This window comes from Dickeya sp. NCPPB 3274, assembly GCF_000406205.1.
Lineage (GTDB): Bacteria > Pseudomonadota > Gammaproteobacteria > Enterobacterales > Enterobacteriaceae > Dickeya > Dickeya fangzhongdai.
The window spans coordinates 2,517,910-2,535,885 of sequence record NZ_CM001979.1; the positions used below are offsets into that span (position 1 = coordinate 2,517,910).

Consider the following 17,976-nt stretch of genomic DNA (forward strand, 5'->3'; position numbering starts at 1 on the left):
GTAACGGATTTGGATGCAAATGTCAGATTGCGATGCGCCTGTTAGGGCGCGGCTGGTAACAGAGCCTTATAGGCGCATATGAAAAACCTCCGGCTATGCCGGAGGATATTTATTCTATACAGCCAATCCGCGTTCCCCATGACATTCCCATGCCGCGAACCTGTATCCATAACGGCATAATCAGTAAGCACGCTTTGTATTTAATGAAGATTACTAGTATGCAGAATGAGAGTTACCTTTTTTCATCAGGGCACTATCCCCTATCACAATCGGTAACTCTCATGTTTTCAGTCTGATCTGCCAGAACCAATCTAGCTAATACGAATGATTATTTACTGACAAAAGTAGTCACACTTAACGGGTTCAGCCATACCGTCGCTTTGCCGCTATTATCAACCTGATATGAGCCGCCATATTCAACATTCAGCACCGCTGATGTGCTGTATTTTTCAAATTTACCAACGTTGGCATTAGTGATATTCAACGACAGCATTTGGTCTGAATCGTTCGTGTTTACAGCAACAATAACCATTTTTCCATCCGCGTTCTTGTAGGCTGTAAGATGAACGTTTGACTGGGGGTTTTCCGTGGCCTGAATACGCTGGAAACCAGGACGAACGAACCGGGCATATTGAGACATCACATAACCACGCTTACTGACTTTGCCGTCTTCAGTAAGTAATCCATAGGAACGGCGGATATACCACCATACATAAGCGTTATAGTTTGCCACCATGCTGGCATTCAGTTCCGTTCCCACTTCAAGGGCTGACGTCCAGTTGTTAGCCGATTGCTTTGAATCAACATAGTGCTCGGTCATCCAAATCTGTTTACCCGTATTTTGAGCTAAGGGGTACGGTTTAGGCGTTGTGCCATATAAGTGTCCCCCTACGATTGCAACGTATTTTGATGCGTCACTATCATTCAATACCGGGTCAGTTAATTTAGGATTAAAGCTTAATGACTCTCCAACAATTATTTTGAGAGAGCCAAATTTAGAGCCTTGCGATTTAAGGTAGCTTTTAAATTCATCACCACTCCATTCACAAGATTCATAGTCCGGTTTCCAGTCAGGTTCATTTTGTATAGAAATGGCATAAAGGGGAGCACCATTAGTCTGCATGTATTTGGAAAAATCCAGCAGGTGCGAGGTGTAAGCAGAATAATATGCCGGCAGCAAACGCCCACCGTTTATCAGGCTGTTGTTGCTTTTCATATACGCAGGAGGCGTCCAGGGGGTTGCCATTAACTTAGCCCCTAGCGAGACGGCCTGACGTGCACTCGGAACCTGTATATTCCATTTACTGGAGTCTGGAGCAATTCTGATTCGCATAATTGATAGCCCTATCTGGTCGACATCACTACCAAATGCAGTATTAATTTGCTCTGTTGTCAGATCATTGATCCACCCAACCCCACTCATTCCGCCAAAGCCTTGAATTGTCTGGTAATTGATTTTTGCGTCAATTTTCACGGTATCAGCATAGGCAGAGAGAGAACCTGCCGTGGCTGATACAAAAATAGCCGCACTTAAACAATTTCGAACCCGGAAAATGACATTTCCATTCATAGCATCCATCCTTAATAATATGAACATTGGGAAATAATTTAACTTATTCTTTCTAATAACGATGGAGATAACGTGTAAATCCATCTTGATTGAAATTGTAATAGTAACTTAATTATATGTCATTTTTATGCCGGGCCTTGTCAGTGGCAGTATGCCGCCCCGGCTTTTATATTAAACAAGCAGTATAGCCAGATTAATTAATTCCCGGATAATAATTATCTTGAATCCTATTTTCTGTCTTTTACCTGAATGCTGGAACAAGGGAACCACCGCAGGCTCTGGCCGCAGAAACGGCCAGAACCCCAGATGTCATCAGTTAGCAGAGATCCGTCAACGCGTGAAGTGACTGATTGTTATCACATCACTTCAGCAACCGGACTTTCACCGCTTTGCCTTTAATTTTCCCCTGCTGTAACTGCTTCCACGCATGGCGCGCCACCGACTGCTTCACCGCCACGTAGGCATGCGTCGGGTGAATCGCAATTTTACCAATATCGGCGCCATCCAGCCCCATGTCGCCGGTTAGCGCCCCCAGAATATCGCCGGGACGCATTTTGGCTTTCTTGCCGCCGTCGATGCACAGCGTCGCCATCGTAGCCTCCAGCGGGGTGATGCGCAGTCCGGTCGGCAGCGGGTGCCAGTTGAGTTTCATATTGAGCATTTCTTCCAGCGCATTCGCACGCTGAGCCTCTTCCGGCGCGCAGAGGCTGACGGCCAGCCCGCTTTCACCGGCGCGGGCGGTACGGCCGATGCGGTGGATATGCACCTCAGGATCCCACGACAGCTCGTAATTCACCACCATCTCCAGCGCTTTGATATCCAGCCCGCGCGCCGCAACGTCGGTTGCCACCAGCACACGGCTGCTACCGTTAGCAAAGCGCACCAGCGTCTGGTCGCGGTCACGCTGTTCCATATCGCCATGCAGCGCCAGCACGCTCTGGTTACTGGCGGTCAGCGCGTCGTATACCGCCTGACAGTCTTTTTTGGTATTGCAGAACACCACGCAGGAAGCGGGCTGTTCGCGGCTCAGCAATTTTTGCAGCAGATCGAGTTTGCCGCCGCGGGAGACCTCATAAAACTGCTGTTCAACCGCCGGCAGTTCATCCACCGTGCCGATTTCAATAATCAGCGGGTCGTGCTGAATACGATGACTGATAGCGGCAATGGCATCCGGCCAGGTGGCGGAAAACAGCAGCGTCTGACGCTGAGCGGGGACGTGGGCGATAACCTCGTCGATGGCGTCGGCAAAGCCCATATCGAGCATCCGGTCAGCCTCATCCAGCACCAGAGTCTGCAGGGCATCAAGGTTTACGGTCGCCTTTTTCAGGTGATCCAGCAGTCGGCCCGGCGTAGCGACAATGATGTGGGGCGCATGGGTCAGCGAGTCGCGCTGGATGCTGAACGGTACGCCGCCGCAGAGCGTCAGCACCTTGATGTTCGACATGTAGCGAGCCAGACGACGCAGTTCGTTTGCTACCTGATCGGCGAGTTCGCGGGTCGGACACAGCACCAGCGACTGAGTGTTGAACTGCCCGGCATCAAGATGCTGTAACAGGCCCAGGCCGAAAGCAGCGGTTTTGCCGCTGCCGGTTTTCGCCTGCGCGCGGACGTCTTTTCCTGCGAGAATCGCCGGTAACGCCGCGGCCTGAATCGGCGTCATGGTCTGGTAGCCCAGCTCGTTAAGGGTGGTGAGTTGTTCCGCAGGAAGCGCGTTCAGTTCAGCAAATGAGGTCAATGAGGTCACAGTGAAAATTCCAGATGAAATAGGCCGGTATGATACCACCCCTTTCCTGCCATGCCGTGAGGAGTTTTCACCTCATCGTCGGGTTCGGCGATATCGGCTCTCCATCAAGGCGGATGAGTCCAGTTCAATTTTTTCCGAATAGAAATAATCAGTGAATAGAAATAATCAGTGAATAGAAATAATCAGTGAATAGAAATGACCGGTGAATAGAAATGACCGGTGATGCGTTTACCCATCACCGACACCACACATTCACCCCGGAGTAAATAAAATGAACCCTGTTTCTTTTTCCCAACGTTCCATCGCTCGCCGTCTGTCCATCCCGGTACTGCTATTTTCTTTGCATGTCCCGCAGGTCTTTGCTGCGGGCGACGACGATACCAACAGAAAAACGCCGGATTGCCCGGCCGGACAGGTTTATAACAGCGCGACGAAACAGTGTGTCCCTGAGAAAACCAGCCGTCTGAGCGATCAGGATAAGACAAACTACGCTTATCACCTGGCTAAAAAAGGTGAGTATCAGGCGGCGCTGAACCTGCTTGATACCCTGAAAAATGGCAATACCGCCGAAGCCTGGAACTACCGGGGTTACGCCACGCGAAAACTCGGGCGTACCGATGAAGGCATCGGCTATTATCAACGTTCGCTGGCGCTCAATCCGAATTATGCCAAAGTGCGCGAATATCTTGGTGAAGCGTGGCTGGTGAAAGGCCGACCCGATCTGGCGCGGGAGCAGCTGAAAACGATCGCCGGTCTGTGCGGCCACAGCTGTGAAGAGTATCGTGATTTACAAGCCGCTATTAACGGGCATCCTGAATCCTGAGTATCACCGCGAGGACAAAAAAATCACTACCAGTGAAGTTCGCCAGCAGCTTGCCGCGCATCTGACACGCCTGTGGCGTTATGGTCTGGTACTGTCGCGCAGTCACGATGCTGCTGAGGAATTAGTACAGTCCACCTGCGTTCGCGCGCTTGAAAAGAGTGCGCAATTTACGCCGGGAACCCGCATCGACAGATGGTTATTTTCCATTCTTCACTCCATCTGGATTTCCGATCTCCGCGCCAGCCGTGTGCGTATGGGACAAGGATTTGTCGAAGGCGATGAATTGCCGGCGCCGGATACCCACGCGCTGAATGACGATCGCCGGCATTACCAGAAAATCATGCAACGGGTAAACGCGCTTCCTGAAGCGCAGCGCAACGCTATATTTTTAGTTTATGTCGAAGGGTTTACCTATCAGGAAGCGGCAGACACGTTATCGGTACCGATCGGCACGATTATGAGCCGGTTGGCGGCGGCACGGACAATTCTGGCCAAATCGATTGATGCCCCGGCGCCCGCGAAGGAAAAACGTTCATGAGAACAATGAATTTTACGCCCCCCTACAGTGACGAAGCTATCGTCGCCTGGCTTGACGGCGAGATGAATGACACCGACGCGCAAAAGTTCGAGCAGTGGCTCAGGAGTGACGATCAGCTTGCCGAACGCATCGCCAGGCTGCAGAAAAGCGATCTGGCGTTTAGAGAAGCCTTCGCACCTTTACTTGATGCAGCGCCCCAGGCCCGGATGCAGAATCGACTTGAGCAACTGCTGGCGGCGACTCCCGCCGTGGGAGAAAAACCGCCTCGCATCGGGGTTAGCCGCCGTTCGCTGATTGCCGCCTCGCTCAGTTTTCTGGTGATTGGCTCTGGGCTGGGCTATCTGGCGCGCCCCGCCTCGGCTGTTCGTAACGATAGCGATAGCGAGAAAATTCGCGATCTTGAGGCCCAATACATGTCGCTGTACAGCGCAGAAACACTGCTCGATATGGACAGCTCAGCGTCCGCCCTGGCTCGGGGACTGGCGCGTACCGCGCAGGACATCGGCATCCATCTGAGCGAACAGCAGCTATCTATTCAAGGTGCCGAGCTGAAAATGGTACGGATGCTGCGCTACGACAGCACCTCAATCGCCCAGATTGCCTGGATGCATGCCGATTACGGGCCGATGGCATTGTGCATCTCCCCTGAGCAACAGCGAAGCGCAACGGCGATCAACAATGAACAACGGCATGGAATGCATCTTGCCTGGTGGCATACCGGAGGCTATCAGTTCGTCTTGATCGGCCGCAATCCGGTCTCACAACTGGCCGATAGCGCGCTCAGATTGCAGACGTCACTGACATAACGCATTGACCAAAAACGCGCTTCCCTCCACGCTGCGGCAGCCAGAGCGCGAAGGGAAGACTGTTATAAGGGAGGGCTGTTATAAGAGAGGACCGCTATAATGCGCGTCGGACTTGCGCCTGGAGGTCAATATTAATCGCTACCTTGTCATCCACCAGCGCCGTAAACCGATCCATATTAAAGGCCGAACGTGAAATGGCGGTTGTCGCATGGAGAAACAACGTCCCCCCCGCTGGCGATGCGCCGCCATATTCCTCCAGCGTCGCCTCCAGAATGACCGGGCGCTGAACGTTTTTGACGGACAGCGAACCAAACACGCGAAAGTGACCATGCCCTTGCGCCACCACGCTGCTGCTGGTGAAAACAATCCAGGGGTAGTGCGAGGCGTCAAAAAACAGACCGCTTTTCAGCTGGTAGGTCAGCAGGCTGTTGGACGCTTCGAGCGTCGCAACGGGGATTTTCACTTCAATACGGTCATCAATTTCTTTGGCGGAATCCAGCATGACGCCCCCGGTTACGCCATCCAGATACGCCTGTGAAGTACCGCCAAATGCGCGCCATGAAAGCTTAATGACGGTTTTATTCGTTGAAATAGTATAGTTGAGAGGCGTTGCGTAAAGCGTTGGGCTTATCAGCAGCCCAGCGGCCACGACGGGAATGATGCGCATCATAACGAGAATCTCCTCAAAGCAGACAACACGTAAACGCTTCAAGGAGCTGATTTATTCATTCCCCAGTCAAACAAACAAAAACGACCGCACAAAAACCCGGACAGGCGCCGTAACGTTCAACCATGCGCTAATCGACTTCGCCACGGCAAACGCAACTATCCCGGTTGGCGGAACCGGGTAAATACCGGCGTTTTGGCGTTAATTAAATATCTCGATCCGATTGCGGCCGTTAGCCTTGGCCTGATACAACGCGCTATCGGCCTTTTTGATAAGCTGCTGATAATCAGGGTGGTTATCGAACTCGGCAATACCAACGCTGATGGTCACCGAGCCCCCCTGTTCCGCTATTGCCGGAATAGACAACCCGGCGACCAATTGACGAATCGAGTCAAAGATCATGGAAGCCTGCTGCGTCTGGGTTTCGACCAGCAGCACCATAAACTCTTCGCCGCCATAGCGAAAAACATAATCGCTGCTTCGCACGCTTTCGTATATTCTCGTCGCGATCGTCTTAAGTGTCAGATTGCCGGTTTCATGCCCGTAACTATCATTGATCTTTTTGAAATGATCGATATCAATCATCGCCAGAATAAAGGGCTTTCCCGAACTGATCGCCAGTGCGATTTCCCGCCGCATAATAGTCGGGATGAAGCGGCGATTGAGCAGATTCGTCAGCGGATCCTTACCATTTTCGAATCTGATCAATTCATCAAACATTGAGCACAGAATTGAATTAACCTGCCCCGTTAACTGACGGACGTCGCGTAATAATTGCGTGCGTATTGCCGTATTTTCAACGTGACGGGGAAATGTCTCCCTCACCCGACTATCCACCTGCCGGATCAATCCCTCCAGCTTGTGCAATAAATCAGGGCCATTAAACAAATGCCGTCCTTTATGGAAAAACCACAGACCAAATTCCGATTTCTCCAGCAGGATAATCTCTTCAGACGGCAACCCGGTCGCCACGTTATAAATGAACTGATTCTCCCAATTCATTAATGCGCCAAGCTGCCGCTCTCTTTCAACATTCACATCATCATAAATCGACAAAATGCGATAGCGCTCCTGATCGCGCATCGCACTTTTGTAACCGGGGGAATACGCAGTGGTCATGGCTTCAATCGCGGTATCCATGACCAGACTGCTAAAGCAGACCGCCTGATTAATCAGCGCGATATCCAGGTTTCGTTTTCTGGCTAGCAACCTGAACAGTTCATTTTTCAGTTTACGCGCACCCCGGGCCACCAGATCGGTCGGAATGCCGATACGCGCATGAATAACGCCAACCTGCTGCTGTCGTTCCAGCAATACAGATAATGACTCTTTGGCGCTGCCCAATACCGAGCGCAACCAGTGATACATACTTTCACTGAGTTTATCGGCTACTTTTTGGGTATTGAGATAAAGACTGGCCTGTTTATCCTGGAGCATATAGTCGTAAAACACGCTGACCAGCTGACGCAATTCGTCTTCGCATAAATCGCTCAATAATTCATGAGCGCCAGGAGACGTCAAATTAACAAGCTCTTGCCACTCAGCGAGCAGCAATTCACTATTATCACTTTGTTCAGTATGCATTATTAAATTAACAGTAAGTTGTTTTCATTATGTCCTACGACGTCGCCTGACAAACTCACGGCCCCTTTTGACGCCACGGAGTGTACCCAACTTACCCCAATTTCCCAAATGTATTTCAGCGCCAATACATTATCTATACCCAAAATAATTCGAGTTGCAGGAAGGCGGCAACCGAGTGAATCCCCAGGAGCTTACATAAGTAAGTGACTGGGGTGAGCGAGGGCAGCCAACACACCTGCAACTTGAAGTATGACGGGTATAAATTACTTATTTAGATAATAATTCGCTAAAGAATCGCTATATTACGGCACCAATTGTTCCAGACAGGCGGCATCATTGCATAATCCATCATGCCGCCTTAAGAATAGCCGCCGTTTATCCCACCAGTCCGCTCACCCGCAACACCCGCCGACCGACCGCTTCCGCCAATACCGTACTGTGCTCCCCTACGCAACCGAGGCTGAACGCGTATTTGGCGCGGGTAATGCCGGTGTACACCAGTTCACGGGTCAGAATCGGGCTTAAGGTATCCGGCAGCAGCAAGGCGGTGTGGGCGAATTCCGACCCTTGCGATTTGTGCACCGTCATGGCGAACACCGTTTCCACCGCGGACAATCGCCCCGGCAGCACCCAGCGGATGCCCGATGAACCATCGCCGGCGGGAAACGCCACCCGGGTAGCCCATGTCCGTGAGCCGTCCGGCTGGAACAGCGGCACCTGTAAGGTGATGCCGATATCGCCGTTCATCAGTCGCTGACTATAATCGTTACGGGTCACCATCACCGGCCGCCCCGGATACCAGCCTTGCCAGGCCGCCAGCAAGCCGTCCCGATACAGCAGATGGGCGATGCGCTCATTCATACTGTCGACGCCCCACGGCCCGTTACGCAACGCGCACAGCAGTTGGAACTGACCGAAGGCGTCCAGAATCTGCGCCGCCCAGAGGTCGAACTCGCTTTGCGGCGCCGTCAGTTCCGGCCGCGTCGAGGCCATCCGTCGCAGATAGTCGCCGTAGCCCACCGGCGCAGCCGCAGGGGACTGCGTGCCGAACCTGCCGGCGGCGCCGTCGATAACCCATTCACGCAGCGTACGGTTATCGTTCGCCGTCACCGTCAATTGCGCCAGGTCGGCATACCCCTGCCGCCAGATCGACGCCAGCGCCGCCACGTCGCCGGCATTCACCGCCTCCGCCAGTTGGCCGATGCCGCTGTGGGCGCCAAAGCGATAGCTGTGGCGCAGCATGGCGATGGATTGATCCAGCGCGCTGCCCAGCGGGTCGAGCAGCGCATCGTCCGGTGCCTCCCCCGCGACCTGCCGTAGCCAATCGCGGGTCTGCGGCAGGTAATGCCCCTGTGCGGCGCGCTGACACAGCTCGCCCATCAACGCGCCGGCTTCCACCGACGCCAGTTGATCCTTGTCGCCCAGCAGAATCAGGCGGGAGCGGACCGGCATCGCCGCCAGCAGCGCCGCCATCATCTCCAGATCCACCATCGACGCTTCGTCCACCACCAGCACATCCAGCATCAGCGGGTTATCGGCGTGGTGACGGAAATGCCGGGTATCCGGCCGACTGCCCAGCAGACGGTGCAGGGTCACCACCTCGCTGTTGATCTGTTCCCGGATAGCCTCGCCCTGCGCCAGCCCATCCAGCGTCAGGCCGGCAATGGCTCCGGCAATCGACTCGTTCAGGCGGGCCGCCGCCTTGCCGGTGGGCGCCGCCAGCCGGATACGCAACGGTTTGCCGTGCTGTTCCAGCGCCAGCGACTGCAACAGCGCCAGCAGTTTCACCACGGTGGTGGTTTTTCCGGTGCCCGGCCCGCCGGTGATAATGCTAAAGGCGCTGCCCGCCGCCAGCGCGCAGGCCAGTTTCTGCCAGTTGGTCGCGCCGGCCGCGGCGGCAGGAAACAGCGCATCCAGCCGTTGACGCAGCGCCGCAGGCGCTATCGCCGCCCGCAACGCGTCGTTTTGTTTCAGTTGCTGCGTAATGGCGTGCCGCACATCCTGCTCGTATCGCCAGTAGCGACGCAGATAAAGACGCGCGCCGACCAGCACCAGCGGCGTGCTGCCTTCCCCCGACGATACCAACTGCGGCTGTTGCAACGCCGCCTGCCAGGCCGACAGGGTAACGCCCGCCAGCACCTCCGCCGGACGCGCGATCTTACGATTTTCGCTACGATCGCCTTCCGGCGGCAACGCCAGCGAAAACCCGCTGTCGGCAAGCGTGGCGTCCAGATCGAGGCACACATGCCCACGCCCAAGCTGATAGCTGACCAGCGCCGCGCCCAGCAGCAACAAGGGCGACGCATCAGGGCATTCCTGATGCAGGAAGCGCACCAGCGCCCGGTCCAGCTCCCGCAACCAGCCGCAGCCAACCCACTGGTCCAGCAACCGGGTTAATTCGTCATGACTGGTCATGTTCATGCCGTCGCCTCCGTTTCGCCGCTAAACAGGCTCTCCAGCGCGTCAATCAGCGCCCGGTCCGGCCGTTGGGCGCAGACGCCGCCGCCCGGCGCCTGACTGCCGCGCAAAAACAGGTATAACGCGCCGCCGACGTGACGGTCGTAGTCGTAATCCGGCAGGCGGGACTTCAGCAAGCGGTGCAACGCAAACAGATACAACGCCAGTTGCAGATCGTAACGGTGATCCAGCATGGCGCGCGCCATACGCGGTGGGTCATAGTCGGCGGCATCCGCCCCCAACCAGTTGGATTTGTAGTCCAGCACGTAGTAGCGCCCCTGATGTTCAAACACCAAATCGATAAACCCTTTCAGCATGCCGTTAAGCTGTTCGCGCATCAGCATCGCTCGCGGTTCGCCCGCCAGCGTGGCGGCTCTGACCTGTTGATCCAAGACTTGCGTGTCGACCTGACTGAGCGCAAACCAGAACTCCATTTCCACCTGATACCGCGTCAACCCGGCCAGCGAGACCGCGCTGCCGGGTTGCGTCGGCAGCGCCAGCGGCTGACTGAGCAGCGCCATCAGCCAGTCGGTGAGCATCGGTATCCACTGTGTCCAGCCTTGTCGGTTACAGCGCCGCGCCACCTGATCCTCCACCCGGGGTCGATCCGCCGCCAGCGCGGCAAAGCCCTCTTTTCCGGCCCACTCCAGCAAGCCGTGCAGAAAACTGCCCGGCGCCGCCCCGCGTGGAAAACTGTACATATCGTGGCCGGTCGGCAACGGCGGCAAACGCTCCGCCGACGCCTGCGGTTCGCTAAAGGTTTCCTGCTTCGCGCTCTGCACTTCGGGTACGTCGCCCGCAGCAGGCTCGCGGAATTCGCGGTAATGCCCCTCCGGCGCCAGTTGTAACCCGGAATAGCTGGTGATGCGCCAGCGGTGGCTGCGCATATCCGGCAACGGCGGCTCCTGCCCCAGCGCCGACGTATCCTGTTCGGCGCGGTAAATGCCATCGTCCGTTTCCGGCAACGGCGTAATCTGGCTGTCCGTGCCGCACCAGGCCGACAACTGTTGCGCCAGCTGCGCCGGTTCCAGCGGTTCACCGGCGCCGAGCAGGTAACCGGGCGCGCTTTTTTCCAGCTCTTTCAACGGCGCCATGCCCAGCCACATGGCGTAGCGGGCGCGGGTCAGCGCCACATAAAATTTACGCAGGTCCTCGCCCAGCCGCTCATGGTCGGCGCGTCGCACCGCCTCGTCGCTGGCGGTCAGTTCAAGGCGCGGCTGTCCGTCGTCATCATGAAATTTCAGCGGCACATCCCGCTGGCTGACGGCACGAAACGCGCAGGCAAACGGCAGAAACACCAGCGGATACTCCAGCCCTTTGGACTTGTGGACGGTAACCACCTTCACCAGATCGGCATCGCTTTCCAACCGCAGTTTCAAGGTATCGCCGCCGGGATTATCCGCCTGGCACTGCTCCGCCAGATAGCGGATCAGCGCGTGCTCGCCGTCCAGATGCACGCTGGCCTGTTGCAACAGCTCCGACAGGTGCAGCACGTCGGTCAGCGCGCGGGCGTTATCGGCGGCCAGCAACCGGCGCGGCACATCGAATTCCCACATTAGCCGCCGCAGCATCGGCAATACGCCCTGCTGTCGCCAGCAACTCTGGTAGCGGACAAATTGCATTACCCGGCGTTCCCACTCCTGCTCGTCGTGGTTAAGGCGGTCAAGCGCCTGCCAGCTCAGCCCCAACGAAGGGGTCGCCAGCGCGGCGCGCAGCAGCCGATCGTTCTCTGGATCGGCGCAGGCCGCCAGCCAGCAGTGCAGTTCGCCGGCCTGCGGACTGTCGAAGACCGACTCCCGATCCGACAGATACACGCTGCGCACGCCGCGGGCGGACAGTTGCGCACGCACCGCCATCGCTTCGCGCCCGGTATTGACCAGCACCGCCATGTCCCCCGGCCTGACCGGGCGCAGCGGCTGCCCCGGTACGGCAAAACCGGCCCGACCTTGCCCGCCGAGCTGCAACAGCCGCACCATTTCACGGGCGCAGCCGGCGGCCATGCGCTGGCGGTATTCCGCCGACGACAGCGGCTCGTCCGTCGCCAGCGTCCAGCAGGTCAGCGCCGCGGCGTCAGCGCCCTCCAGTACCCACGCCTCGTCGCGCCCGTTGGCCTGCACCGGCAAAAACGGCACCGGATTGCCGCCGTCGCGTTGCCGAAACAGAAACGCGCCCGCGCCGTCGGCACGGTTTTCCGCCTGCATGAACACCTGATTGACGGCGCCGACCATCGCCTGAGTAGAACGGAAATTAGTGCCCAGCGTGTAATGCCGCCCGTCGGTATCGCGGCGAGCGCGCAAATAGGTATAGATATCGGCGCCGCGAAACGCGTAAATCGCCTGCTTCGGGTCGCCGATCAGGATCAGCCCCTGCTGCGGGTCGTTGTCCGCCACCCGGTACAAGGTATTGAAAATACGGTATTGCAGCGGGTCGGTGTCCTGAAATTCGTCGATCATCGCCACCGGGAACTGACGGCGAATACGCTGCGCCAGCCGCTCGCCGTTATCGCCGCGCAACGCGGCATCCAGCCGGGTCAGCAGGTCCTGAAACCCCATTTGCGCCCGGCTCTCCTGCTCGTGCTGGAATCGCTGACTTATCCAGCGACAGGCGTGTCTCAGTAATTGACTGCGCGGTTCCGGCAGTTGGTCTAACTGCTGTTGCAGCGCCTCCATCGCGGTCAATGCCGGATGCTGCGGCGTCTCTTCGGGAATTTTCCAAACTTCCCGCAGCCCTTGTGGGGTTAGCCGCGTCCAGCCGGTGCCGATATCCAGCGTCGTCTCGTCGCCGACGGCCCAGTGTTGCAACTTATCCAGCCACGGCTCGAAATAGCGGGCCTGCAACTTGCGGCCGTCCGCCTTTTTCTGTGCCACCGCCGCGTTCAGCAGGTCGCGCAACTCGCCGCACCACTGCGGCCAGGGCGCTTTTAGGGCCGCCAACTGGCGCGTTCTCTCTTCGCGGACCGCGCTGAAAATCTGCGCGGGCAGGTCATCGATGCCGATGTCGTCGGCGTACTCCAGCAGCGGCGTCACGCTGCGATAAAAGCGTTCCGGCGACGGCCAGCTATCGCGCAGTTCCAGCACATCGCGGGCATCGAGCGGGAAAAAGAACGTCCGCCAGTAATCGCGCACCACCTCCAGCAGCAATTCGCTCTGATCGGTTTCCAACGTCTGGTTAAACAGGCTGCCGCTATCAAAGGCGTGTTCGCCCAGCATCCGGTTACACCAGCTGTGGATGGTGGACACCGCCGCCTCATCCATCCATTCGGCGGCCAGTTGCAATTTGCGCGCGCAGTCCGGCCATTGTTCCGGCGGGTAGTCGGCGCGCAGTTCATACAGCAGCGGATCGACCGACTCATCCTTGCCATCCGGCTGAAAGTAAGCGGCCGCCTGCGCCAGCCGGGCGCGAATACGGTCGCGCAGCTCGCGGGTGGCGGCATCGGTAAAGGTCACCACCAGTATGTCCGGCGGGTTGAGCGGGCGCGAGAACGCCTGCTCGCCGCCGTGCCCCAACACCAGCCGCACATACAGCATGGCGATGGTGAAGGTTTTGCCGGTACCGGCGCTGGCTTCGATCAGGCGGCTGCCGGAAAGCGGAAAGCGCAGCACATCCAGCACAGAAGGTAACGCACGCGCCGTCATGACTGGCCTCCTGGTTTTTTATTTTTCGCCGACGCCGCTTTCAGCGTCTGGTACAGCGGCGCCAGCAATAGCTGCGTCCAGCGGGCGAACTCGCCATTGGCCCACAGTTGGTCGAAATTCGGGAAAGCCCGCGCCAGATAGGCGTTAGACGCCGACTCGGCAAACTTGCGGTTGGCGGGATCATGCTCGTCGTAGCACTGGCGCGCCGCCTTGCCCGCCTCGCCGTCCGGCGGTTGATCCGGCTCTCCGCCCGCCTCCAGCCAGCGAAATCCGGTCTTCACCGCCAGCGGCAGCGGGTAACGCATCCCCTCCCTCCAGGCCTCCACCAGCGTCTGCCAGTAGGCTTTCGCCTGCTCAGGCTCCAACGCCGGCAGGTGAACGGTGCCGTTCTTGCTGACCAGCGTGCTGTGCAACGGTTGCCCGCCAAGGTGCCCGGCCAGATGCGCCACCCAGAACGGCACCAGCTTGTCGAGGCGGTAGCTGCGACGTGTGGGATGCAGCAACCCGCCGCTTTCCAGCACCAGCCGGCATCGATTGCCCTGCTCGTCGGCGCGCAGCTCGTTCAGCCAGTCTTCCAGCGGGATATCGGGTAGCGACAGCGGTTCGTCAGGCGCCGACTCCGGCCATTTTTCCCGTTCCTGCTCATAACGGGTGAACAAATCCGCCATCGGCTCCGCCAAATCCTGCTCCAGCACCGCGGTAAAACCGCCCGGCGCCAGTTCGCCGCGTCGGGCGATGCGCGCCAGGTGTTCCGTCAGCGCCTGCTCTCGGGGGAGATGCTGGCGTAACGCCGCTTTCTGCACCTGGATCAACTCATGTTGCAGGCGCCAGTTTTCCAGCGCATCAATGGCAAACGGCTCCTGATCCTGACTGGTGGCGTCTTCCTGCTCGAACCAGACGTTAAGGCGCAGACGGAAGAAGCTGCGCACCGGGTCGCGGACAAAATCCGCCAGTTGGCGCAACGTCAGCACGCCATCCTGCCGATACTCGTCCAGCGCAGCATCCAGCGCCGGGGCGTTTTGCGGCAACAGACCGGCGCGCCATTCGCGGGCATAGCTGAACAACGGGCTACCGGCGGTAAAATAATCCGGGCTGAATGGCTGTAACCGGTGTTCCACCGTCAGCGCCGACAACACCGCCTGCCCGTCGGCGGTCTGCCAGCCGTTGCTCAGATGGTCGCGCAACTGCGCCACCAGCACCGAGGGCGGCCGCTCGCTGTTGTCGTGGATACTGCGCCCGACCCAACTGATGTACAGTTGCTCGCGCGCCGACAGCAGCGCCTCCAGAAACAGATAGCGGTCGTCTTCGCGTCGGGAACGGTCGCCGGGGCGGTAATCCTGCCCCATCAGGTCGAAATCCAGCGGCACCCGGTTGCGGGGATAATCGCCATCGTTCATGCCCAGCAGGCAGACGTGGCGAAACGGGATGGCGCGCATCGGCATCAGCGTGGCGAAGGTGACGGCGCCGGCAAAAAACGGCTGGGTCAGGCTCGACTGCTCAAACAGCCCCAGCCAGTGTTCCCGCACCACCGACAGCGGCAATGCCTGTTCCAGCGCTACCGACTCGCAGGCCTCCAGCCAATTCTGCAACCCTTCATCCAGTTGCAGCAGCATGAAGCCGTCTTCGCCCTCATCCGCCGCAAAAAACGTGTCCAGCAGCGCGCGTAACCGCTCGCCCCATTGCACCGGCGTCGCGGGCTGGCATAGCTGCTGCCAGCTGTAATCCAGCCGGTCGAGCAGCAACGCCAGTTGACCGGCCAGCACCGCATCCAACCCGCCGATTTCATCCAGCGGCTCAATATCCCGCCAGGCGTCGCCGGCCCCCACCGCATACCCCAGCAGCATACGGCGCAGGCCGAAAAACCAGCTGTTCTGTTCCGGCGCGTCCGGCAGGTCGAGGCTCTGACGCTGGCGGGCATGTAGCCCCCAGCGCACGTTGGCGGCCCGAATCCAGCGTTGCAGCAGCGGCAACTGCTCTTCGGCGATGGCAAAACGCTGGCGTACCGCCGGCACCTCCAGCAAATCCAGCACGTCGCTCACCGCTACGCGCGACTGCGGCAGGTTCAGCAACCGCTCCAGCGCCGCCAGCAACAGGTTGTTCTGACGCGGTCCGCGGTCCGCTACGCTGAACGGGATATAACGCGAGTCCTGCCGGTCGATCAGCCCGAACACCGCCTGAATATGCGGCGCATAGCCGTTGATGTCCGGCACCATCACAATCACATCGCGCGGGCGCAGCGTCGGATCGGCGGCAAACGCCGCCAGCAGTTGATCGTGCAGCACTTCTACTTCGCGCTGCGCGCTATGAGCGACATGAAAACGGATCGAACGATCCTGATGCGGATCGATGGCCGGCCAACGCGCCCGGCTTTCCGCCAGCGGACGCAAATCCCGAATATCGTCCTGTAACTGATTGAGCAGGCAGCCTTCGCCGTTGCTGTCGAACAGATCAATGCGTGAAATCAACGGCTGCAGCAGCGGTTCGTACTGCTCGCGCTGGTCGTATTCATCCAGCAGGCCGATGTAATCGCGCCCTTGTTTACCCCAGGCCGCCAGCAGCGGGTGGGCATGCTGATGCAGTTCCTCCAGCGCGATTGCCTCCGGCATACCGGGTTTACGCTGCTGGCGGGCACGTTCGGCGCGCAGCAGATCCTTGTCGGCAATGATATTGCCCCAGTAGTGCTCGCACGGGTTATGCACGCACATGAATATCTGGGTCCAGCGACCGATGGCCGCCAGCAGTTCCAGCGCCTGCTGCGGCAGTGATGAAATACCGAAGACCATCACCCGGGACGGCAATCCCGCCGGCCGGTCGGCGTCGCCCCGTCGCTGTACTTCGTCCAGAAAACGCCGGTGCAGCGCCGCACGGCTGGTGCCGGACAGCGCCTCGCCGGTATCCTGCAACAGCGCCCGCCACAGAAGGGGCTGCCAGCGCTGATCGTCCGGCAATGGCTCCACGCCGCGCCGGCTGGTCGCCAGCACATCATGCCCGGCGGCCCACTCCGCCAGCCAGTCGGCGCGATACACCTGATACTGGTCAAACAGGTCGGCCAGCCGTTCGGCCAGTTGATAGCGCTTGCGCAAGTCGGCGTCCTGCTGCAGAAAGCGCGCCAGTGCGGCAAATTCGGGCTGCGCGAGCAGATCCGGCAGTAGCCGCACCAGCCGCCACACCAGCAGCGATTTATCGAACGGCGAGGTTTCCGGCACCTGATCGTTGCCCAGCACCGAACGGTAGACCTGCCAGAAAAAGCGCGACGGCAACTGCACATCCAGCGCCGCCGCGACGCCGCATCCGCCGTCGCGGGTATCGCGCGCCAGCGCCAGTTTCAGCCACTGTCCGATACCGTTGCTCTGTACCAGAATCAGCTCGTTTTCCAGCCCGGCCAGCGGATTGGCCGCCATCCACGACACCAACACATCGCGCAGGGCCTCAGGATGGTTGCTGTGGATCGCCATCAAACCGGGTTGTAGCCTGTTTTTGCTCATCGCTCTCTCTGCTCGTTGCCACACCGGTGTACCGAATAACGGTACAATCAGTAAATATCTTAGCATTCATGAGATTGGCTGGGGTACTGTGAAGCGAGTCAGGGAGAAACCGGTCAGGCTCAGGATGCCTGACCGGTGTGATGTTCCTGATACGGCGGTATCAGGGACGTGCGTTGTCGGCAGTGAGGTCAGGCGGCGTTAACCTGCGCCAGCGTCTGTTCGATAAAGGTACGGGTTTCTTCAACCTGCCGAATATAGCCGTTCAGCAGCGCGCTGAAACCGGCTTCATCCAGCTTGTCGAGCGGATACTGACTGCACAGGCGCAAATTGTCGTACTCATCCAGCGCCAGCCAGCAACCGCGCATCGCCGCCATCTCGAAATTGAGCAGCAGCATCAGGCGGTAGACAGCCGGTCGATCTTCGCCTTTCAGGCTAGTCAACTGGCAGTGCAGCAGCAGATTGTCGCTTTGCGCCGGCACCTCAATCACCGCCGCTTCCCGACCGTCCGCGCCGTTCAGTACACAGATGCCGTTATTCAGCGTCAGACGCTGCCGGTTGAACTGGCTAAAATGTTGCAGCAACCGCGCCGCCAGTTGTTGTGCCTGGGTTTGTTGTGATGTGGTCTGTTGTGATGAGGTGTATTGTGCTGATGTCATCGCTTTGCTCC

The 17,976-nt window shown here is 58.2% G+C and carries 11 protein-coding genes; 3 read left to right on the forward strand and 8 right to left on the reverse strand.

Annotated features, from left to right (window positions below):
- Positions 1 to 328 precede the first annotated feature (328 nt).
- Both DXX3274_RS11475 and dbpA read right to left on the reverse strand, forming a co-directional pair.
- Positions 329 to 1,570: a glycoside hydrolase family 30 beta sandwich domain-containing protein gene (locus DXX3274_RS11475; RefSeq protein ID WP_042859887.1), complete on the reverse strand. Its 1,242-nt coding sequence runs from the start codon at positions 1,568 to 1,570 to the stop codon at positions 329 to 331.
- Positions 1,571 to 1,931: 361 nt separating this feature from the next.
- Complete coding sequence (gene dbpA / locus DXX3274_RS11480; protein WP_042862071.1) at positions 1,932 to 3,305, reverse strand: ATP-dependent RNA helicase DbpA; 1,374 nt, start codon at positions 3,303 to 3,305, stop codon at positions 1,932 to 1,934.
- Positions 3,306 to 3,585: 280 nt separating this feature from the next.
- Here dbpA and DXX3274_RS11485 point away from each other — a divergent pair, with 280 nt between their 5' ends.
- The 3 genes from DXX3274_RS11485 to DXX3274_RS11495 are packed head-to-tail and all read left to right on the forward strand — an operon-like array spanning position 3,586 to position 5,481.
- A complete protein-coding gene (locus DXX3274_RS11485; protein WP_042859888.1) occupies positions 3,586 to 4,137 on the forward strand; it encodes a tetratricopeptide repeat protein in 552 nt (183 codons plus the stop codon).
- Entirely contained in the window at positions 4,094 to 4,675 is a 582-nt protein-coding gene (locus tag DXX3274_RS11490; RefSeq protein WP_371206905.1) for a sigma-70 family RNA polymerase sigma factor, read from the forward strand. The genes DXX3274_RS11485 and DXX3274_RS11490 overlap by 44 nt, the downstream gene beginning before the upstream one ends.
- The gene (locus tag DXX3274_RS11495) at positions 4,672 to 5,481 is read left to right on the forward strand and encodes an anti-sigma factor (protein ID WP_042859890.1); all 810 of its coding nucleotides are present in this window, start codon (positions 4,672 to 4,674) and stop codon (positions 5,479 to 5,481) included. The genes DXX3274_RS11490 and DXX3274_RS11495 overlap by 4 nt, the downstream gene beginning before the upstream one ends.
- Positions 5,482 to 5,575: 94 nt before the next feature.
- Here DXX3274_RS11495 and DXX3274_RS11500 read toward each other — a convergent pair whose 3' ends face one another.
- The 6 genes from DXX3274_RS11500 to DXX3274_RS11525 form a co-directional block, all read right to left on the reverse strand.
- Positions 5,576 to 6,151: a YceI family protein gene (locus DXX3274_RS11500; protein ID WP_042859891.1), complete on the reverse strand. Its 576-nt coding sequence runs from the start codon at positions 6,149 to 6,151 to the stop codon at positions 5,576 to 5,578.
- Between the two features lie 198 nt (positions 6,152 to 6,349).
- Positions 6,350 to 7,732 carry a diguanylate cyclase gene (locus DXX3274_RS11505; protein ID WP_042859892.1) on the reverse strand — a complete coding sequence of 461 codons (1,383 nt, stop codon included), beginning with the start codon at positions 7,730 to 7,732 and terminating at the stop codon, positions 6,350 to 6,352.
- 375 nt (positions 7,733 to 8,107) lie between these two features.
- Entirely contained in the window at positions 8,108 to 10,153 is a 2,046-nt protein-coding gene (recD, locus tag DXX3274_RS11510; protein ID WP_042859893.1) for an exodeoxyribonuclease V subunit alpha, read from the reverse strand.
- Positions 10,150 to 13,824 (reverse strand): exodeoxyribonuclease V subunit beta, encoded by a 3,675-nt coding sequence (gene recB / locus DXX3274_RS11515; RefSeq protein WP_042859894.1) that lies wholly within the window; start codon positions 13,822 to 13,824, stop codon positions 10,150 to 10,152. The genes recD and recB overlap by 4 nt, the downstream gene beginning before the upstream one ends.
- Positions 13,821 to 17,309, reverse strand: a complete 3,489-nt coding sequence (recC, locus tag DXX3274_RS11520; RefSeq protein WP_042859895.1) for an exodeoxyribonuclease V subunit gamma — start codon at positions 17,307 to 17,309, stop codon at positions 13,821 to 13,823. The genes recB and recC overlap by 4 nt, the downstream gene beginning before the upstream one ends.
- Positions 17,310 to 17,497: 188 nt before the next feature.
- Positions 17,498 to 17,965, reverse strand: a complete 468-nt coding sequence (locus DXX3274_RS11525) for a type III secretion system chaperone (RefSeq protein ID WP_050569863.1) — start codon at positions 17,963 to 17,965, stop codon at positions 17,498 to 17,500.
- Between the last annotated feature and the right edge of the window lie 11 nt (positions 17,966 to 17,976).